General features: G+C 46.9%; 13 protein-coding genes and 1 riboswitch. Of the genes, 5 read left to right on the top strand and 8 right to left on the bottom strand.

Annotated features, from left to right (window positions below):
• Window positions 1-68: 68 nt before the first annotated feature.
• Both KJS69_RS17870 and KJS69_RS17865 read right to left on the bottom strand, forming a co-directional pair.
• The gene (locus KJS69_RS17870; protein WP_213585153.1) at window positions 69-1,886 is read right to left on the bottom strand and encodes an ABC transporter ATP-binding protein; all 1,818 of its coding nucleotides are present in this window, start codon (window positions 1,884-1,886) and stop codon (window positions 69-71) included.
• Window positions 1,883-3,634 (bottom strand): ABC transporter ATP-binding protein, encoded by a 1,752-nt coding sequence (locus KJS69_RS17865; protein ID WP_213585152.1) that lies wholly within the window; start codon window positions 3,632-3,634, stop codon window positions 1,883-1,885. The genes KJS69_RS17870 and KJS69_RS17865 overlap by 4 nt, the downstream gene beginning before the upstream one ends.
• 802 nt (window positions 3,635-4,436) lie before the next feature.
• On the opposite strand from KJS69_RS17865, the gene KJS69_RS17860 reads away from it, so the two are divergent.
• Window positions 4,437-5,270: a hypothetical protein gene (locus KJS69_RS17860; protein WP_213585151.1), complete on the top strand. Its 834-nt coding sequence runs from the start codon at window positions 4,437-4,439 to the stop codon at window positions 5,268-5,270.
• 288 nt (window positions 5,271-5,558) lie between these two features.
• Here KJS69_RS17860 and KJS69_RS17855 read toward each other — a convergent pair whose 3' ends face one another.
• Together KJS69_RS17855 and KJS69_RS17850 are read right to left on the bottom strand one after the other, a co-directional pair.
• A complete protein-coding gene (locus KJS69_RS17855; protein ID WP_213585150.1) occupies window positions 5,559-7,052 on the bottom strand; it encodes a M56 family metallopeptidase in 1,494 nt (497 codons plus the stop codon).
• A gap of 2 nt (window positions 7,053-7,054) precedes the next feature.
• Entirely contained in the window at window positions 7,055-7,432 is a 378-nt protein-coding gene (locus tag KJS69_RS17850) for a BlaI/MecI/CopY family transcriptional regulator (RefSeq protein WP_213585149.1), read from the bottom strand.
• Between the two features lie 1,059 nt (window positions 7,433-8,491).
• On the opposite strand from KJS69_RS17850, the gene KJS69_RS17845 reads away from it, so the two are divergent.
• Entirely contained in the window at window positions 8,492-8,995 is a 504-nt protein-coding gene (locus tag KJS69_RS17845) for a zinc ribbon domain-containing protein (protein ID WP_213585148.1), read from the top strand.
• A gap of 104 nt (window positions 8,996-9,099) precedes the next feature.
• On the opposite strand, the gene KJS69_RS17840 is transcribed toward KJS69_RS17845, so the two are convergent.
• On the bottom strand, window positions 9,100-11,460 hold the full coding sequence (locus KJS69_RS17840) for a YcdB/YcdC domain-containing protein (RefSeq protein ID WP_213585147.1): 2,361 nt from the start codon (window positions 11,458-11,460) through the stop codon (window positions 9,100-9,102).
• A gap of 653 nt (window positions 11,461-12,113) precedes the next feature.
• Here KJS69_RS17840 and KJS69_RS17835 point away from each other — a divergent pair.
• Entirely contained in the window at window positions 12,114-12,404 is a 291-nt protein-coding gene (locus KJS69_RS17835) for a CD3324 family protein (RefSeq protein ID WP_213585146.1), read from the top strand.
• A 145-nt stretch (window positions 12,405-12,549) separates the two neighbouring features.
• On the opposite strand, the gene KJS69_RS17830 is transcribed toward KJS69_RS17835, so the two are convergent.
• The 3 genes from KJS69_RS17830 to KJS69_RS17820 are packed head-to-tail and all read right to left on the bottom strand — an operon-like array spanning window position 12,550 to window position 14,644.
• Entirely contained in the window at window positions 12,550-13,314 is a 765-nt protein-coding gene (locus KJS69_RS17830) for an ABC transporter permease (protein ID WP_213585145.1), read from the bottom strand.
• On the bottom strand, window positions 13,314-13,595 hold the full coding sequence (locus tag KJS69_RS17825; protein ID WP_213585144.1) for a thiamine-binding protein: 282 nt from the start codon (window positions 13,593-13,595) through the stop codon (window positions 13,314-13,316). Before KJS69_RS17825 ends, KJS69_RS17830 begins: the two co-directional genes overlap by 1 nt.
• A gap of 23 nt (window positions 13,596-13,618) precedes the next feature.
• Window positions 13,619-14,644 carry an ABC transporter substrate-binding protein gene (locus tag KJS69_RS17820; protein WP_213585143.1) on the bottom strand — a complete coding sequence of 342 codons (1,026 nt, stop codon included), beginning with the start codon at window positions 14,642-14,644 and terminating at the stop codon, window positions 13,619-13,621.
• A 104-nt stretch (window positions 14,645-14,748) separates the two neighbouring features.
• Window positions 14,749-14,858: riboswitch (TPP riboswitch) on the bottom strand.
• A 1,001-nt stretch (window positions 14,859-15,859) separates the two neighbouring features.
• On the opposite strand from KJS69_RS17820, the gene KJS69_RS17815 reads away from it, so the two are divergent.
• Both KJS69_RS17815 and KJS69_RS17810 read left to right on the top strand, forming a co-directional pair.
• Window positions 15,860-17,383, top strand: a complete 1,524-nt coding sequence (locus KJS69_RS17815) for a cobyrinic acid a,c-diamide synthase CobB (RefSeq protein WP_213585142.1) — start codon at window positions 15,860-15,862, stop codon at window positions 17,381-17,383.
• Window positions 17,384-18,886: 1,503 nt separating this feature from the next.
• Window positions 18,887-19,540: an HAD family hydrolase gene (locus KJS69_RS17810; RefSeq protein WP_213585141.1), complete on the top strand. Its 654-nt coding sequence runs from the start codon at window positions 18,887-18,889 to the stop codon at window positions 19,538-19,540.
• Window positions 19,541-19,626 lie beyond the last annotated feature (86 nt).

The raw sequence follows: 19,626 nt of genomic DNA, 5'->3' as shown, positions 1-19,626 counted from the left end.
CTGCCAGCGCTCACCCATGGATCTGGCAATAAAGCTCTCCTTCAGTTTGTCCGTGAGACCGCAGGTTGTCAAGCCTGATCCTCCGTTTCTTCCCATTTACCGCTCCATAGCCTCCGCATTTCTTCGCTGGTTTCCAGCAGGTCCGTCAGCGTCCCTTCGGCTTCGATTCGTCCGTTCCGCATAACGATAATGTGGTCGGCATGCTTAAGGGCGGTTCTGCGGTGGGAGACGACCAGACAGGTGGCGTTCGTATGCTTGTATAGCCGTTCCCAGAGGGCATCTTCGGTCCGAACGTCCAGTGCGCTCGATAAATCGTCGAAGACCAGCAGCTCGGCACTCCGGTAGAACATTCGAGCGGCCGCCGTTCGCTGGATTTGTCCTCCGGACAGCTTGACGCCGCGGGGACCGATAACGGTATTCAGGCCATTCTCCAATGTATCGACGTCCTGCTCCATGACGGCTAGATGGAGCGCTTCGTCGATAGTCATCCCTTCCTCTCCGAGACCCATTACAATGTTCTCCTGCAGCGTGTCACTGTATAGCTTCGGGACTTGTGAAGTATATGCGCTGCGGGGCGGGACGAAGAAGGTGTCCGGCTGGTCGATGGTCGTGCCGTTCCACCTCACTTCTCCGGCTTCTTTGGGCAGCAGCCCAAGCAGCGTCCGCACGAGCGTCGTCTTGCCCGAGCCTATTCTTCCGGTAATGACCGTGAAGGAACCTCGGACAAGACGCAGTCGAATGTCCTCGATTCCGCGTCCGGTTTCCGGATACCGATACGTAAGGCCAGTCGCTTCCAACGTTTCCAGACGACGGTCCGGCCAGCCCGTACTCTCGGACGGACCAGTCGTCGGATCGGTCGTGGGATTGATCGGACCGGCCGGATCGGGCAGCGGGCCTCTCAGGTGAAGCGGATGATGGCGGACGATGGTCTCGGCCGGAGCTCCTTGGAGCAGACCGGTCATTCTTCGTAGGGAGACGTCCGTTTGTTTGATCATGGCCAGAAAGCGGCCGAAGAACATAATGAAGTCCGAAACAAACCCCAGATAATAAACAAACAGAGCGAAGTCCCCGACCGTAAAGGAGCCTTCCCGGATCGATTGAGCGGAAAGAATAAGGATGAAGCCCGTCCCGATCGTGACCGTATTGGCAAAAGTCGCCTCCAGCCCTTGACTGAATACCCGGTCTTTCAGCATCGTCCTTCTGCGGTTGTCGTTCAGCTTCCGGAAGTTCTCCATGATCCGGTCTTCCGCCGCAGCGATTTGAATCGCCTGCACCGAGGTGAACATTTCGCTGATAGCACCGGTTACCCGGCTGGTCGCTTCCCGGCTGGCGCTGCGATACGCCTGCAGACAGGAGGTCAGCAGGTGGACAAGTGAGAAAATAACGATCAGCGGCATAAATACCCACAGGGTCAGCCGGGAATGGATGTTCAGCAGAATAAAGAAAGAGCTGATGGCAAATAGCGACATTCCAACGACGTCAGCCGTCCAACTGACTACGTTCTCCGCCTGATCGGCATCATCCCGGAACTGGCTGATCGCTTCCCCGGGCGAGCAGGGGATCGACCGGGCTCCGGGCTGCCTAAGGACATGTGCGAATAAATTCCGACGGACCAAAGATCCGTTCATAAATCGATGAACCGTATCGATGAAGAACCCGCAGAGGATGAAGCACGCTTTGGCCAGCGCGGCCGCCACCAATAAGGCGATGATGGCCAGGACGGTAAAACGCGCCCCGTCCGGCTGCTCCAGCCGGTTAAAAAATTCGCGGATCAATAATCCCGGAATAATCGGGGACAAGTAGATGAGCGACCAGAAAACAATGTTCGCCACATACCAGCCGGGACGATACCGGATCAGCTTGATCATAAATTGGAAGGTTGTCATGCGGTCACCTCCATTTTGCCCGCGACCAGCAGTTGATAATAATGCGAAGTATGATCCCGCATCAGCCATTCCTTATCCCCGTATTCAAGCACTTGTCCCCGTTCCATAATCACAATCTGATCCGCTCTCTGGACGGTCGTCAGCCGATGGGCTATCAATATCGCGGTGCGCCCTTGAAGCAGCTTGCTGATCGCCTTCTCCAGCTGCGATTCCGTTGCAGGGTCGAGACGGGAAGAGGCTTCGTCCAGGATGACCAGCCCGGGGTCGGTCAGGAAGACTCTGGCCAAAGCAAGCAGCTGTGCTTCTCCAGCAGATAAGCCGCTGCCCCCGGTATCCAGCGACGAATCCAGGCCGTCCGGTAGAGCGGAGAACCAATCTCCTAAACCGACCTCCCGGATAATATCGATCATGGCTGAATCGGAAATCGAACGGTCGAAGAAGGTCAGATTGTCGCGGACGGTGCCTTGGAAGATTTGCACATCCTGGGTTACGGCGCCTATTCTCCGGCGAAGATCGTGCAGCCGGACATCGGTCACCGGAACATCTCCCAGCCGCACTGTTCCCTGCTGGGCCTCGTAAAATCGGATCAACAGCCGGGCGATCGTCGTCTTGCCGCTGCCGGTCCGGCCGAGAATGGCCAGTGTGCGGCCGGCCTCCAATTGGAACGAGACGCGGCGAAGGATCTGTTCCTCTTCTATGTAGCCGAAGGAAACACTATCCAATTCGACGCTTAAAGCTCCTTCGGGGAGTTCCCGGTCTCCGTCTTTGATTTTAGAAGTAACGGCAAACAGCTCACGGATGCGGTGGATGCTGGCGTCAGCCTTTTGCAAATCCTCCAGTTGGGTTCGGATTCTTTCGATCGGTTTAATAAGCAGCTCCGTATAATAGAAGATCATATAAATGGCGCCTAGGGTCAGTTTGCCGCTTTTCCACAGGTAGGCGCATAGAACGAAGGTGATCGCATTGCCGATAGTAAAAACCAGCAAAGTAGAGATCCACATAGCCGCAGATCCCATGGCCGCCTTGACGCGGGCCGGCACCCACTCGCGTAGAAGCAGTAAAAAACGCCTCATCACATAAGGAGTCGCCCCATTCGACCGGGTATCCTCGGTTCCTTCCAGATGCTCTCCAAGAAAGCCGTAAAACCGGGCGCTCATTTGCCTGACTTTTGTCCAGAAGGGGACGGCGAAGGAGCGGATCTTTTGGATCGTGACCAGCGCGATGGCCACGAATCCGGTAAGGCCCAGCCCAACCCTCCAGTCTTCCATATATAAAAGTCCGAGAATTCCGATCAGCAGCAGCAGATTGCTCATCAAAACAACGACGAAATTGGAGAAAAAGTTGGCCAGTGAATTGACGTCGCCATCTATCCGTTCAATCAGCTCCCCGGCTGTATGAGATTTATGAAAGGACATATCCAGCTTGAGACAATGGGAGGCCAAATCTCCCCGCATCGCGTTGGTGGCCGTCCATCCAATATTTTCTCCAAAATATACGGAAGCGACGTTAACCGCTTGCTGGACCAGAGCGATTCCAATAAATAAAATCGCGGCCGAAATCAGATTTTGTAAAGCTCCTCCCGCAGAAGCGGTGTCAATGAAATAACGTAAGATTTGAGGATGGACCAGTTGAAGAACGATCCCGCCCCCGATAAGAAAAGCCAATCCGATGACTCTAGCTTTTTGTGGCAGCAGGTAGCCGGACAACAGCTTCCAATAATGACGGACCGGAATTTGAATGCGGAACATGGGATGGACTCCTTCGATAAAATGGCATTAGCAGCCGTTATTGTCTCCTTAACTTCAAAAAGACAGGGTGGGGCATGCTGCATAGGTTAAGTGTAATGAATAGGTTAACGAAAGGGAAAGGAAAATTTGGTTATAAAAGGAATTTTCTTCAACCATAGATTGGCATTGGCGGCTGCCCATCTTATGTTTTCACCGAGGAATAACGGAGTCATTGACAACTCCAGAGCGATTCCAATAAATAAGAGCGAAGTCTAAGAGGACGGACCAATCGAAGAACGACTCCTTCTAATAAAAAAAGCTTAGCCGATTACTTACATATTTATGACAGTAAATGCCTAGACAACAACCCCTAGTAACTACGGACCTGAGATTGAATGCAGAACATTGATGAATCCTTCAATAAAATGGTTCTATTAAATTTTGGTAATCCGCGACAAAAGTACCTCCTACGTATTTAATCTCAACTAAATCAGTTACTGTAGTCTTTGTAGAACTGACTTGCTAAATCTATTTCTAAGGCATTACAACTCCTCAAAACAATTAGGGTTATCCATTAATTGGGTATATGGTCTCACATCATCTTTAATCTATTATCCAAAAGGACTATACAGTAATTATACAAAAAAGGTAATATGTTACATTAGATTCAAAACAATGGTAATTTAATACCAAAAATTGATATGTTAAACAAATATTTCCTATATTATTGTATAATATGATAAGTTCAAATATTGGAGGTGAATACATAGTTTCGGTACGAATTAGGTAAAAATAATAAAAAAATGAAATGGGAGGATTTATTATGGGGAAAAAGTTAATGGTGTCGTTATTTACCGTTTTTCTTTTTGTATCTACAATTATTTTTTCGAGTTGGACTTATGCTTCGAATGATCTAGAACAGCAAGAGGTGGAGCAGGTCGTTCATAACTATTTTAGAAGTTTGATCGAAAAAGATGGGAATCTTTATTTAGCGTCTGTGGCTAATTCTATCAGTCCTGATAAACAGTATTTCGCAAAAAATCTTACTAATACAGATTCAAATACTGAATATGAAATAGTAAAAATAGAAAAGATCAATAATTTAAATTTTGAAGTACATGTTTCTAAAACATTAGATGGAGAAGAATACCCTATAATTCCATATGATGTTGTTCTAGAAAATGGGGAGTGGAAAGTTGATAATTCAAGAATCATTATTTATCCAAAGGATGTATTAACCCGGGAGTTTAATAATCTAGGTATTTATTTAGAGAAGGATTCTCCGTTCTATGATAATGTTGTGAGTGAAAATGAAAGTTTCTTAATAAAGAAAATTTCGAAACACAACGAGATTGGAGTACAAGATTTTTTAACTTACAATTATGGAACACCGTCCGTACCTATTTATTCTCCAAACGCATTAGGTGTGGAGTCTATTCCTGGTTCAAATGATCAACCTGATAATGAATTGAACTGGGTAATAGCAGAATTATATGTGGTTAAGGATAATGATGAACGAGTATTCTACACTAGTAAAACTCTTGACGCCTTCGAAAAAGAATATACAGTCTTTAGTTACATTTATGGATATCATGCAGTTAATGTATATAATTTTAATTATCCGTGGTTAACCGGAAAATATAATGTAGTTTGGTAGATGGCACTACGACTCCAATTAAGCCAAACGTCTTCTTTTTATTCGAAAATGGGCGAGTGGTTGTATATATAGGATGTTAGAAGAAGACGAAATAATGTATGCAAATGGCCACTTGGTTTCCATAACCAAGTGGCAAATTTTTTCGATCTCATGGATTCATCGGACCCAGTATGATGGTTTTGATGGAATGCTTGCTTTCGAGAACATTGAGTCTTGAACAAGGTAATACATAATTCATAATGTGTTCGCCGTACCTATTTTGACCGACTAATTATCATAAAAAAACTATTAGTTGTATAAAGGCGACTTCTCTGACTTTTTGATAATAAAATTGTCGTTCTCACTAAGAACATCCCGGAAAAATCCGGAATTTTCTGCGATTTTCACTCCATTTTCTTCAATACTTTGGAATAACGCTTCTTTAGGGTATATAGTTATTGTACTGGGATCATATTTCCAACCATCCTCTTCAAGGATAACATCATAAGGAATTATTGGATATTCCAGCCCGTCTACTATTTTAGAAATGGATACTTCATATTTTGAATTGTTGATTTTTTCCGTCCGTATGATCTCGTATTCAGTTGTATTATCTCCAGAATATTTTAAATTGTTTGCAAAATATTTCGTGCTGGGATGTTGTGAGTGGGCGATAGAACTTAAATAGAGTTCACTATTCTTTTCTTGTAAACTTCGGTAATAATCATGAACGACTTGTTCGACCCTTTGTTGTTCGTCTATATTTGATTTTGCCCCCGTTAAGGTGAATATTGCAACGATTACGAGTGTGAGCATGCCTAGAAGGGACCAACGGTACGAATGTTTTTTTGATATAATCATTGAAATCCTCCGTTTTAAATACTTTATATTCCCTGTTGCATTCACTACCCCAGATAACATAGCGGGTTGCTTCCAGTAATCTAGCAACTTAATTAATGTTGAGGCGTAGCTCCGACTTTCTTCCTGACTGATTCTGCTTAACGCAAGGGAGTCGCATGCGATTTCTTGATCTTCCCGCATTCGAAAGTACGCTATCCAAATTATTGGATTAAACCAATGAACAAGCAGAATTAGGCTCATTAAGCCATTGACCCAAACATCTTTACGCTTAATGTGGGACATTTCATGAAGGAAGATGTACTTCCATTCTTGTTCATTAAGCTCACCTTTCAGCTCTGTGGGAATAAGAATCTTTGGTCTTATTAGGCCATAAAGACTTGGAGTAGCTACTACATCGGTTTCAAGCAGTCGGATCTTATGATGGATAGAAAGAGACTGTTTACAATCCTCCAATATCTTCAATAAAGTCACATCATGGCACGATTTGGATTCCCTTCTTTGGTAAATTGCAAATCTAATATAAGCAATCATGGTATATAGGGTGACTAAACCAATACCAATTACCCACAATATGGACAATCCATTCCAAAATGAAATTCCTGAATCTTTTCCTTTCTCATTGGATGATGGTATCTCGATTCGAATGTTATTTGCTCCCTTGTTATAACTTTCTGTCTCTATAGAAGGTAATGAGGCTGATTGATGATCATCAATAACCCTGTCCATATGTTCAAGTGAAATAAGGTTAAATACACTTATCGAACTTTCCGGTGACCAAGGCATGGTCAGCCTGACAAGAAGCAGTATCCACAAAAGGTAGCTCCAGCGAGGTTTTAAGTTGTCCTTAAGCATAAATTTGATTAAAAAGATGAAAGAAATCATAACAATGGCCATTGCCGAAGTCGTCAAAATGGTTTTAAATGAAGAGGTTAACAGCTGCAAAATTACCTCCCCCTTTGATCTAGAAGCTTCCTCAACTCCATAATATCTTGTTCAGATAGCTTTTGTTCGTTAATAAACTGAGCAAGAATAGGCTTTAATCCTATCCCTTTCATTCTCTTTAGAAAAGATCGCGTTTCGATTTGTAACCCTTGTTCTTTATCAATCAAAGGAAAATAAAGATATGACTTTCCAGATTGATCAATTCCAACGGCTTGTTTATCAACCAGTCGTGTTATCAATGTTCTGACGGTTTTAGGACTCCAGTTAATATCGCTTACTAGAATTTCACTTATTTCATTAGCTGTTCGTGGATGATTTGAGGACCATAACACTTTCATAACTTCCCATTCCGACTCGGAAATGCGCGGAATTTCTTTCAAATTAAACCCCTCCAGTGATTACAATTACAAATGTAGTTTATGAGATTATATTACACTTGTAGTCTCGCGGTGTCAACAATATCGACTGAAATCATTAATTTCACATGATGATGTTAACAAAGATCAAATGAAATAATTGATATCAATTTTCCGGCGAATCGTTATTTCAGATATCTTCACTCTTTACGGCCAAAAGGTACCCAAGGAGAAAAGTTCGTCAAGCAGTGTTTTTATTTTTATAAGCAAGAGTTAAGTGTAATGAATAGGACAACGAAAGGGAAAGGAAAATTTGGTTATAAAAGGAATTGCCTGCGACCATAGATTGGCATGTAGGATCATAAGCTGTAAAAAGGGGGGCTGCAGTTAAGTATATACACGGTACTAAAGAAATTATAGATCATGGAGTGGAGAAAGAAAGATGCTTCCAGGGCGAGTTTTGGCTTTGTATTCCTACCATCCGAAGGCCCATCCCATAAATAAGGAATCTGTTGGTTTCGGGGTCCCCGAAAAGTACCTGGAATTGCTTCGAAGCTCATCTTCACTTTTTGGGGAAGGAGTATGATGTTTGAAGCTTCGGAGGCACTTTCCTTCGGAACGGAATGATCGCTTTCTTTAGTGCCATTTATATAGAAAATAATATTAAGGTGCGAAAATGCACCCCAATTTTACCGTTTTAGCCAAATTTGCGATTAAGGGGTAAAAATGCGCTCTATTTTCAACGTTTTGTCAAAAACGGCGACTCCGCCAAAATTAGAGGGTACTTTTGCACTTGAATCCCCATTTTCGGGAAAAGATTAGATTTAAGAGGCATTTTTGCACTTGAATCCCTATGTCGGGATTAGATTTAAGAGGCATTTTTGCTCTCAATCTTCCTAATTGGGCAACTGCAATCTTGGGGGCACTATTACCCGCATAGGGGAGCTCAAATGTGAGACCTCCATTAAGAAGAACCTGAATAAGATCCACCTTCGCCAGGAGGAGATTGGGCGTCAGAGCACTGGTTTCAAGATTGAGCTATAAATATTCGGACATTTCATTCATCGGAAGGGGGAAATGAAAATGAAAGGATTTTTGAACAAATTCAAGGAGGGCGCTGCGGAAGCGGCCAAAATGGCGCAGCAAACGGTTGAAATTACTCGCATGAAGGCGCAAATTTCGACGAAAGAACGCGAAGTGGAAACGTATTTCGAGGCGATCGGAGAGCAAGTGTTCAATGCATATGGGAGTAAGGATCTCTCCCAGGCGGAGCCGTTCATCGAGGAGGCCAGCCAGCAAATTGTCCGAATTCGCCAGGAGATTCGGGAGCTGGAGATCAGAATTAAGGAAGTCAAGCAAATCAAGGAATGCGTATGCGGGCGTAATGTTCCTCTGGAAGCTAATTACTGTCCGTCCTGCGGTTATCGATTCGAGCAGAAGACTCCTCCGCAAGCGGAGTGTTCCTCTTGCGGAACTAAGAATGATGCGGTCTCCAGGTACTGCTACTATTGTGGGCAAAGCCTGGAATTAAGGGAGCTTCCGCAGGCCGCAGAATGGGAAAATCCCGACTCCCGGGAGCCGTTATAGTGGGGGAGATGGCAGTCTGTTGGCAAGGATGTTGGTGGAAAACTATACTTAAGGAAACGCGAGGCCTCAGAGGGCTTCGCGTTTCTCATCTTCCGTATTACGACTCAATAATATTCCACCGGAATATCTCTAAGTGTCGATCTTTTTTCTAAATAGCGATAGAAACTGGTTGCAGCCTGAGCGCGGCTGACCTCCTGCTTGGCATGGAATTGTCCATCATCGCTTGTCGTTAGAATCCCTAAGCCGAGAACGAGAGCGACCTGCCCTTTCAGCTCGATTTGATCGGCGTCTGTAGCGTCCAACTGAAACAAGTTCGGATATTCCGCCAGCTTACTGTAGCCTAACGCTCGGACGAGCAGCGCAGCAAGTTCTTCTCTGTTCATGCGGTCATCGGGCTGGAACGAGGCTTGATTCCGATCGATCAGGTTCGCATCAACCGCCGCCTCGACATAAGAGAAGTAAGGGGAGGAACTGCTCACGTCGGCAAAAGTCGCCTTACGCTTCGTATCAAAATAAGGGATGAATCCTCCGCCGTTGCGGGCGATGACGAGCATCTTGATCATTTCTCCGCGGGTGATCGCTTTGTCGGGCAGAACCTTGCCGTCCACAACATCGATAGCATTGTAATCGATCATCAATTGCAGCTCTTTGCGAGCCCAGTGATTGTCGAGATCGGTCGCCTGCTGCTTTACCGGATTAGCGGGTGCTCCATCTTCCTGATTGCGCCATTCTCCTGTCGAAGCGTCGAGGAACAGGCCATCGAGAGGATGCTTCGGCACCAAGCGATAGACCGGCTTGACCTGCACCTTCTCTTTCTCCTGCGACGAAGGGTTGTCCTTAGGCATGATAGGAATCGGATATCGCGACTGGAAAGGAACCATGTACTGTAGTTGCAGGTCATAGCTCGACAACAGGAGGGACAAGGCTTCCTTCTCGCTAATCGGTTCGGGAACGTCCGTCGGATGAGGAGAGGTGTACAGATTCATCCACAGCCCATTCACTTCACCCGTAACGGTATCCATCTGAACGCTGAGGCCGTCCGTCTCGGTTGGTATACCGTTAATTAACTGCTTGAAGTTAATCGATAACGAGCTGTTAGAAGTCATTCTATCTAAAGGCAAATCATTCAGCGACTGTTCGTCAAGTGCTAATTGATTGCTATAGTGCGGATAGACTTTTTTGACAAATTCGATGGCAGTTTGCTTGGCTGTTTCGATCTTGAATTCGGCTTGCGGATCCTTTGTTTCGTCTGCCAGCGTAATCGGTCTGCCTTTGCTGTAAGAGGTCACTTCCCCTGTAGCACTGTTAATGGAAGCGTGAATCCAATAATTCTCCTTGTCATCTTCCTTGGGAGCTTGCCAGTTCAGATTCCAGCTTGCGGCTCCTCTCTCCACGTCTTCATGATAATACGAGTCGGTCAATTCCGCGTTTTCTGGCAGAGAAAGCAGGGCCCGTGCTTTTTCCTCGGCTTGCTGCTCCGTTAGCTCCAGATTAGCCTCCGGTTTTGGCGCAAGCGGTTTATCGGTTATAGGAGAATAGCGGACCGGATCAGAAATCGGCTTGCCGTTTTCATGGATAAACTGCCCCGAATTTGCATCAAGGAGCATTGTTTTGAGCGAGTACGCCAGCATAGGCTCAGGCTGTCCCTTGTTCTTCCTATATCCGGAGAAAAGGTAGCTCAGATAAGGCTTGGCTTGCTCTTGATAAATTTGCAGCACTTGTTCCGCCTTCAGGGCAGAGGAAGCTTCCTCGAATGAAAGCTGCTCATCCCAATGATACTCGTATTGGGTCATGTTCCCGTTGGAATCAATCGTAAATTGAATATAGTTCCCGGGAAACGGAACTCCGTTCACGACCCGGTCATATTTAATCGTGTATGAAACATTGCCATCGAGAGGCGGCTTCGCCCATTTTTCCATTTCCCCGTTATATTGAACCGTATCCCGAAGTGAAGGGTTATAGCGCTGCAGGAGCTTTCCGGCAATGTCCTTCGCTTGTTCCAGCTCTACCTTGGGCGGGAAAGAGGGGCGATTGGCGGGATCGTTAGCATATTTGCTTATATAGATAATTTGTCCCGACTCTGCATCCACCGTGACCTGGATGTTTCCATAGAATCGGTCCTGCTCCTCCTTCACAAAGCTGATGTTCCACGCACCGGCTTTGCTTGTCGAGCTCCATGTATTGAAACTGATGTTCTGTACGGAATAATCTGCAGGAACTTCGGCGGATGCTTTAGCCAGCTCGATGGCCCGATCTTTATTGATTTTGGCTCGGGCTGACGCTTCCTCGGCTTCTTTCCCTGTTCCCGCATCCGACCATTCCGGCCCTGGAAACGGAAGGATGGTGACAGTATCTTCCGAACCCGGCATGGCGGGAGACGCTTTGTCCGCCATGGCGGAAGGTAATAAAGACAACATCATGACGGTAGTTAAACCAAAAGCAAGTATCGTTTTCTTCGCTTTCATGAAGGGTGCCTCCTTAACGTAGTAATTATTTCCATAGTAATGGACGTCAGAAGAGAAAAAATTGTTGCACAAATATGTTCCAGGCTCTATCGAAATTAATGCGGGGTCTGTGGTAGCTGCAGGAGTTTCAAAGAACGAGGAAAGAACGACTATAACGATTCTTTCGCTTGTACTTCCCGGCTTAAAAGGGTAAATTTATTGTGCCGGCAAATTCCATGGAAAGGAGTGTGATCGGGTTGATTACTTTAGTTGAGGTGATCTCCGCCTAAAGCGGGATCTCATCGGTCGGGGCCTCCGGGCCCCTTCCTAATAAGCGAAAATAAGTTCTTGATGAGCTTCCATATACGTTATATAATAGGAAAGGGTAATTAACAATTAAAGGTGAAAGGAGAAGATGGCAATGTTCCTGAATAATCGTCTCGTCCAAGGGGTTCTAACTGAATAGCTTTGCATCGTCTATAACCGTCACCTGAATGAAATAGGCATCATCGACAGGCACGATTGGGTTATCGTGTTTTTTTTGTTCTTTTTTTTCCTTATCGAACGTTGGGTTTATACATAATTTTGAAAAGGAGGTGTCAAGATGAAAGCGGCAAACCTTATTTTTACGAACCGTTACAATGGCAGGACAATTAATGAGGAGGTTTTCATCTGTGAGCTACAAAAATGGAAAGGATGTTCTTCCCCCTAGCCTATTGAAGCAGCTGCAGGAATATATTCAAGGAGAAATCATTTATATCCCCAAAAGAGAGAATAAACGTGCAGGTTGGGGTGAAAATAACGGGGCCCGCTTGCTCCTGGAGCGGAGAAATAAAGAAATTTACCGCCAATACAAGAACGGGTCCAAAATGATAGAGTTGATTCAAACCTATCACCTGTCCGAAGACAGCATCCGGAAAATTATCGGTAAAAACAGAGAGCGCGCTTCGAACGCGTCCAGATAGATAAGGCGGCTAAGTGTTCTATTGACATTTAGCCGCCTTTTGACATTTTATTAAACAGGCCGGAGATATCTGCTTCTTCTCGATCGATAAATTTCGACGGTAAACACAGGCTTTCTTGGTCAGAGATCAAGAAAGCCGCAGGAGTTTATCCTTGGCTGGTTTTCCAGCGCAGCAGCCATTTTTCCAGCAGAACGATACAGCCGAACAAGATCATGCTGAAGCAGACGATAATGACGATCCCGATGAAGACCCGATCCGCGCGAAAAGCCGAGTTGGCGGTTCGCATATACGTCCCGATTCCTTCGCTGGCGCTGAGCCATTCCGCGATGAAGGCAGCCATCACACTGTAGGTGGCCGATATTTTCAGCCCGGAGAATAGACTGGGAATTGCATGAGGAAGCTCCAGCTTCCCAAAAATTTGCCGCTTCGATGCTCCAGACATGGCCATATACCGCAGCATGTTCGTGTCGGTTTGTTTCAAGCCGTTTAATGTCGAGATCGTCACCGGAAAGAAGCACACGATGATAATTATGATGATTCTTGGAAAAGGGCCGAGCCCGAACCAGATGAGCAGCAAAGGAGCCAGCGCAATAATCGGAATATTTTGCGTCAGGATCAGAAACGGATAGCAGGCCGACTTGATCAACGGGAACAAATGCAGGAGGATGGCTGTGATGAAGCCGATCCCGATCCCGGCTGCAAATCCGATCAGGGTCAGCTGGAGGGTAGCCATAGTATGCATCCACACTCTTGGCCATTGGGCGATGCCTTCTTGTATGATCTGGACGGGACTCGGCAGAATCCATTTCTGAACATCAAACCATACGGTGGATAGCTGCCATATGATTAAAAAAAGGCAGGCTGCCACGGCAGGGGGCAGCCATTTGTTCCATCGGAATGGGCCGGTCATTACCGATACCTCTCCGTCACTTGTTCCATGGAGATGCCATCCGGATCAAACTGGATCTTGATGATCGAAGTAATGCCGCCCCCGCCGAGCGCGGCAAGCTCCACGTTTACTCGCTTTACAATGTCGAGCAGTTGCTCCAAATCTCCCTCCAGCATCGTATCCATTGGCCCTACGACATATTTAACACCCGACTGGCGTATAATTTCTACCGCCAGATCAATATAAGGGGCAGCATCCTCGACCCTCGGTATTGTTTCAAAGCTTAATAGGGCATTCGCCATGATTCGGACATCCCTTCTTAAAATTATTGTGCCGCTTCGGGCAAAAACTCGTTCGTGAAGGCCGCCTCAGCATCAAACTCTTCCTCGATCAACCCGTGCTCTCTCATCCAACTGGCATAGTTTTCCCAGACCGATTTTTTCTGGATTCCCCATTGCGGAGCGTCATCCTGGTAGCGGGGGCTAATCCATTTCTGACTGGCCATGACCAGCTCTTCATCCAGCTCCGGCGCCGCTTGCAGCAATATTTTGGCCGCTTCCTCCGGATGATCGACCGCATATTGAAAGCCTTTGGCGGTGGCGGCTAAGAAAGCTTTGACCAGTTCGGGCTGCTGCTGAATCGTTTTTTCGTTAGTAATTAAAAGCGGGGTGTAGTAATCCAATTTGTCGGAGTAATCGGTCAAATGAATGATGTTGAGAGGAACCCCGCGAAGCTCCGCTTCAATTCCGGTCCACCCGTAAAAAATCCAGGAAAAGTCAACATCCCGTTCGATGGCGGTAAAAAAATCGGCTTCCCCGAGATTGACACTCTTCACTTTGTCCGCATCGGCCCCGCCGTCGGCCTGCATTAACGATTGCAAAATGCCCGCCTCCGCAGGGGAACCGAAGCCGCCGTATACTTTGCCTTCAAAATCTTTCGGACTTGTAATATTTTTATCTACAGGAGAAGCAAAGACGGATGTATTATGCTGCATTAGTGTCGCGATGGAAACAATAGGAACTCCCTGGATGCGCGCCTCGGTCACATTTTCCTGAATGCTCACACCGAAGGCTGCTTCGCCTGCACCGACAATGGCGCTTGATCCGTTAACTCCGGGAGGAACGATATCTACACGCAAGCCTGCTTCTTCATAATATCCTAAATCACGCGCAGCATACAGACCGGTATGATTGGTGTTCGGATACCAGTTGAGCACAAGGGTGACGTCGGTTAATTTATCCGGCTCTGCCTGCGAATTCTCCGCATCCTTATCCTTATTAGTGCATGCGGTAAGAATAAGAAGTGAAGCTAATGTTAAGCTCAATATCCTTTTCAACGTTAAAGCCTTCATGACTTAAGTCATCCTCCTGATGAAATAAAATGCAATCGTATATCGAAGCACAAAAAAACGCCCCTGATCTAAGGGCGCAAGTTAGCACAATTGGCGACGCATTATAGACAATGCGTTGAATTCCCTCCGCTGGCATTACCCAGATCAGGTTAAGGGTCAGTATCTTGTGGGATACAATCTCAGCCGGCCTATTCCAGCACCCCGAATATACAATTGTAAAGCGAATGAAGATCGGGCTAAAATAAAATTCATAACTCCATCTCATAACCTCAAATGCAACGGCCATTGCGACTTATATTATAGCGCGAATAGGACAAAGTGTCCACCGCAAGCTCCCCTAACCCCATTTGCATTCATGTCCGGGCTTGTTCAAACAAAAAATTAAAAGACTCCGTTTATTTTATAGCAAAATAAACGAAGCCTAATTTGGATTTCTACTATTCACTTGTTCTTGCTTACCTCCTGCCATTCACATGCCCAGCATGTCCAATCCTTTCTTCAATTTAACCCTTTCACTACATGCTCTGCATGCTTTTGCAAGAAAGAGTTTCTGAGTTCCCCACATGCCCACAGACTACGGAAAAAGCTGTCACGGGACTTCTTCCTCTGTGCAATCTGATTACAGCATGCTTCGCTTACGCTACTCCATTGGACTATCCCCTTTCTAGTTGGTGTATTTATTTAACGGAGTGGGCTCAAGGACTAGGATGGCGTTTAGATTCGGCTTGGCGAATCATTGACGCCCGGTTGCTCCCCTTCCGATAAATAGCCATTCGAGGAGATGTGGCATGGATATTCTGGATGCTTTTCAGTATTCTAATGCGAAATTGAACTTCTTAATTCGTTGTTCTTAATGTGATCCTATCAAATTATCAATATTATGTAAATATTCTAAAAATTCTATTAAGTTCTATTCTGTCGAATATTATTCCATCTATCTTGTTTAATCTTCTTTTTTCTAACGATTTCTAATTATTCTGCCTATTCCAATAGAATGAAATAATGACTATCCTCCTGCCAGTATCGCAATGTGCGTCGAGGGAAGCGCGAGTTCAAAAAGCAAAGCACATTTTGTCGATAAAACGTTCTTCGAGCGGAACGTCCATGACAAGTCATGGGGGAACAAGTATACTGGGTTAAAGGCTGTGAAGCTATGAATATACTGTTATTTTGGTAGGAGAAACCAATTGAATAGATAAAAGCGAGGGAATGGAATTGAAAACCGATTTGAAAACCGTACAACCATCCGATCATCGATTGGTCATCGCCGGAACCGGCAGCGGAAGCGGCAAAACGACGGCTACGCTGGCGATTATGGCGGCTTTAAGAAGAAGAGGCTATAAAGTACAGGGATTCAAGTGTGGACCGGATTATATCGATCCGAGCTATCACACTGCGATTACAGGGAGAGTGTCACGGAACCTGGATAGCTGGATGCTGACCCCCGATGGAGTGAAGGAGGTTTATGTCCGTGGCTCCCAGGAAGCGGACATAAACCTCATTGAGGGGGTCATGGGCTTCTATGACGGCAAAGACCCGACGAGCAACGCGGGCAGCACGGCGGAGATCAGCCAATTGCTGGCTTGCCCGGTCGTGCTCGTCGTCGACTGCGCCGGCATGGCCCGCTCGGCGGCGGCGATCGTGCAGGGCTTCCAGCGCTTCTCCGATGACATCCGGATTGCCGGAGTCATCGCAGGCCGCATCGGAAGCGAGGGGCACTATCGGCTCATTCAAGCCGCCATCGAGCAGGAGTGCGGAATTCCCGCACTCGGTTGGCTGCGGCGGGATGACGCCGTCGCTCTGCCCGAGCGGCACCTCGGGCTGATCCCGGCGCTCGCGCGAGGCGAGCTGGAGCCGCTGTTCGAGCGGCTCGCCGATCTCGCGGAGGCCGGGCTCGAGCTCGATCAGCTGCTCGCGCTGGCGAAGTCGCCGCCGGTGCGGGCGGAGCGGACTATGTTCCCGCCCGCACCGGCGCCTGCTTCGTCCTGCCCGCCGCTGAACCTGGGCTCGCCGCCGCCCTCCGACCCTCCCGCCGCTCCGCTTGCTGGCTCTCGCGGTTTCACCCGCTCCATTTCCGGGACATCGCAAGAGGAGGAACCGCGCCTTCGCATAGCTATCGCGAAGGATGCCGCCTTTCACTTTTACTACCCGGAGAATATCGAGCTGCTGGAGGCGTATGGAGCGGAATGCGTCTACTTCTCGCCGCTCCGGGGCGAGCTGATTCCGGAGGGAGCGAGCGGCCTTTATATCGGCGGCGGTTTTCCGGAGGAATTCGCGTCCGTCCTCTCTGCACAAGAAGAGACAAAGGCTTCCATTAGAGAAGGAATACGAAGCGGGATGCCTGCCTTGGCGGAATGCGGCGGTTTTATGTATTTAACCGACGAAATCCGCACCCGGGACGGTCAGAGCTATCCGATGGTGGGACTCATTCCCGGCTTTACCGAAATGAAGGATCGGCTGCAGGCGCTGGGCTATCGGGAAATTCGGGGGACCGAACGGAATTTTTTGCTCGGGGAAGAAGAGACGGCTCGAGGACACCAATTCCACTACTCGGTCTTTACGCCAGCGGGCGAGGGGGCTCATGCTTACTGGACAAAAGGGCGTAAAGGGGAGCAAGCCGAAGGCTATCAAGAAGGAAACTTGGTAGCCGGCTACTCCCATATCCATTTTGGCTCGAATCCGCAGTTGGTTGTCCGTTGGTTGAACCGCTGCCGGGAATATAGGCAGGCCAGCCGATAATTCCGTCCATAATCTGATCGCAGAGCAGCTGCTTTATCTATCTATCTGCCAACTATTAATCTAGCAGCTCCGATGGGGCAGGAGCTACTTTTTTCATAGAGTAGACCTGTCCCCAATCCTTTCTTCTTCAGCGCTCATATATTGGATCGAGTCGGAAGAAAAGGAGGTTGCTAGAATGCAGGACATGGAATGGACTTTAAAAATGTTGATTTGGCTTTACTGGTCCGAGCTAAGAAGTTTTAAATAGCAGGAAATAGCAGGCTTACTGCTAGAAAGGCGGGGTTACCTGATCCCCTGTCAGCTCGGGGCTGAAGTCTGGTTGCTGATTCATTTGATCAGGAATTGGACATGCTTCCCGTAACTTCTTGAACGGAACCAGACGAGCTGCCGTCAGTTGTCGAGGATTTATAATAGACTGCCATACTACCGCCTGTGCTGTCCTCTGGCGGTAGTATATTAAACCAGAGCACCATCTATTATTGTTATTGCGAACAAAGATGGAAACGGATGGAGGATAGAGTATGCTTGAGGTGGGAGTCGATTGGTCAACGGACCAACAAGAAAACCATAGGTGACTTGTGATGGCTCCAAACCGGAATCAGTGTTTGATAAGATCGCTGCCTCACATACTTCCCGTTCGTTCTCTCAGGCATGCCGGACTCCATTTTAAAGTTGCAGCGTCATGGTTGCCGCTGGTATACATGAAAGAATCGATGCGACCTGGCTCCGCAAGAAGGAGCCGATGCGAAAGGTACTATGTATTTAATAATTCTCTGTACTTAGGCAGGTAACAGAACTAAGGTGCAAAAATGCACCCCAATTCTACCGTTTTAGTCATTTTGCGATAGCAGGTGTAAAAATGCGCTCTATTTTCTGCGTTTACTGAAAAGCGACGATTCTGCCCCCATTAAAGGGTACTTTTGCACTTGAATCCCGAATCTCAGGATAAAGGTTGATTTAAGAGGCACTTTTGCACTCCAATTCTTCCTATGGGAAGATTCTATATAAGAGGTGGCACTAAAGAAAGCGATCATTCCGTTCCGAAGGAGAGTGCCTCTGAAGCTTCAAATTTCAACCTCCTTCCCCAAAAAGTGAGGATATGCTTCGTAGTGAAATCCGTCCGCACCGTAACACGGTCGGCGTCTAAACCCTCCTCTAGGCGCGGTCGATCCCCCTGACTTTGCTTCGAAAAAGGTTTATACATTACTTTTCGGGGACCCCGATTCAACTAATCGTTCCTTATTCATTGGATGGGCCTTCGGATGGTAGGAATACAAAGCCAAATCTCGCCCTGGAAGCATCTTTCTTTCTCCACTCCATCTATGAAATCTTTAGTTCAATTTATATAGATTTAGGACACACTATTTTCTGAAGACCTTATTATTATAGAAATAACTCTTCCGGGAAACATTTGCTTGCGATATTGAAAGCCTATGCTTTCTCATGTTAAATTTGCCCTATGTGATTAAAGAAGGATTAGAGATTGAGGGGAGGAATGATCGGTTGCTTAACCATCTGTCCATCCGGGGGATCATGTTTGATATGGATAATACAGTGCTTCGTTCCTCGATTGATTTTCCCGGAATGAAACAAGGGGTTTATTCCTATTTGCAGGAGCATCGATTGCTGCCGGATTCCATTAGTTGGACTAGCTGCACCAGTTCCCAGTTAATAGAGCTTGCCAGAGAATATGGTTCCGGGGAAGAGCAATGGCTCCCGGGTGTCTGGAAGGTCGTGACCGAATATGAGCAGGCAGGAATGAAGGGAGCGGGATTAGAGCCGGGAGTTAGAGAAGTATTGGCTGAGCTTCATGGCCGTTATCCTTTAGTTATATTGACGAACAACGCATATTCTGCGGCTATGACGGCTTTGGTCGAAACCGGGGTGGAATCATATTTCGATCATGTGATTGGCCGGGAGCAGATGATCCGGCTTAAACCGGCTCCGGATGGAGTCCGGTATGTCCATAAGTTATATCCGCAGATTCCGCCTGAGGAATGGTTGTTTATAGGCGATTCCTGGATAGACGGCAAAGCCGCGCAAGCAGGCGGCTCACAGTTTCTTTCTTATTGCGGGGACAATGCCGAGCTGAAAAGCAATGATGTGCCGGTTATTGGTTGTATTAGCAGAATGGACGAGCTGTTCGATTATCTTTAAAATAATGGACATGGTTTCAAGCCAAGATTCCAAACCGTGAATACAGCTTCGGCAGAGGATTGACTGGAAAAGACCGGGGAGATTAG

Source organism: Paenibacillus sp. J2TS4, assembly GCF_018403245.1.
Lineage (GTDB): Bacteria > Bacillota > Bacilli > Paenibacillales > NBRC-103111 > Paenibacillus_L.
The sequence above is the reverse complement of the archived record's forward strand: the minus strand, read 5'-3'. Positions and strand labels throughout refer to the sequence as shown.

Coding starts and splice junctions, on each gene's coding strand:
- KJS69_RS17825 (WP_213585144.1), bottom strand. CDS start 13,595: ATGGCGAATGCCCTATTAAGCTTTGAAACAATACCGAGGGTCGAGGAT.
- KJS69_RS17830 (WP_213585145.1), bottom strand. CDS start 13,314: ATGACCGGCCCATTCCGATGGAACAAATGGCTGCCCCCTGCCGTGGCA.
- KJS69_RS17865 (WP_213585152.1), bottom strand. CDS start 3,634: ATGTTCCGCATTCAAATTCCGGTCCGTCATTATTGGAAGCTGTTGTCC.
- KJS69_RS17860 (WP_213585151.1), top strand. CDS start 4,437: ATGGGGAAAAAGTTAATGGTGTCGTTATTTACCGTTTTTCTTTTTGTA.
- KJS69_RS17820 (WP_213585143.1), bottom strand. CDS start 14,644: ATGAAGGCTTTAACGTTGAAAAGGATATTGAGCTTAACATTAGCTTCA.
- KJS69_RS17845 (WP_213585148.1), top strand. CDS start 8,492: ATGAAAGGATTTTTGAACAAATTCAAGGAGGGCGCTGCGGAAGCGGCC.
- KJS69_RS17840 (WP_213585147.1), bottom strand. CDS start 11,460: ATGAAAGCGAAGAAAACGATACTTGCTTTTGGTTTAACTACCGTCATG.
- KJS69_RS17870 (WP_213585153.1), bottom strand. CDS start 1,886: ATGACAACCTTCCAATTTATGATCAAGCTGATCCGGTATCGTCCCGGC.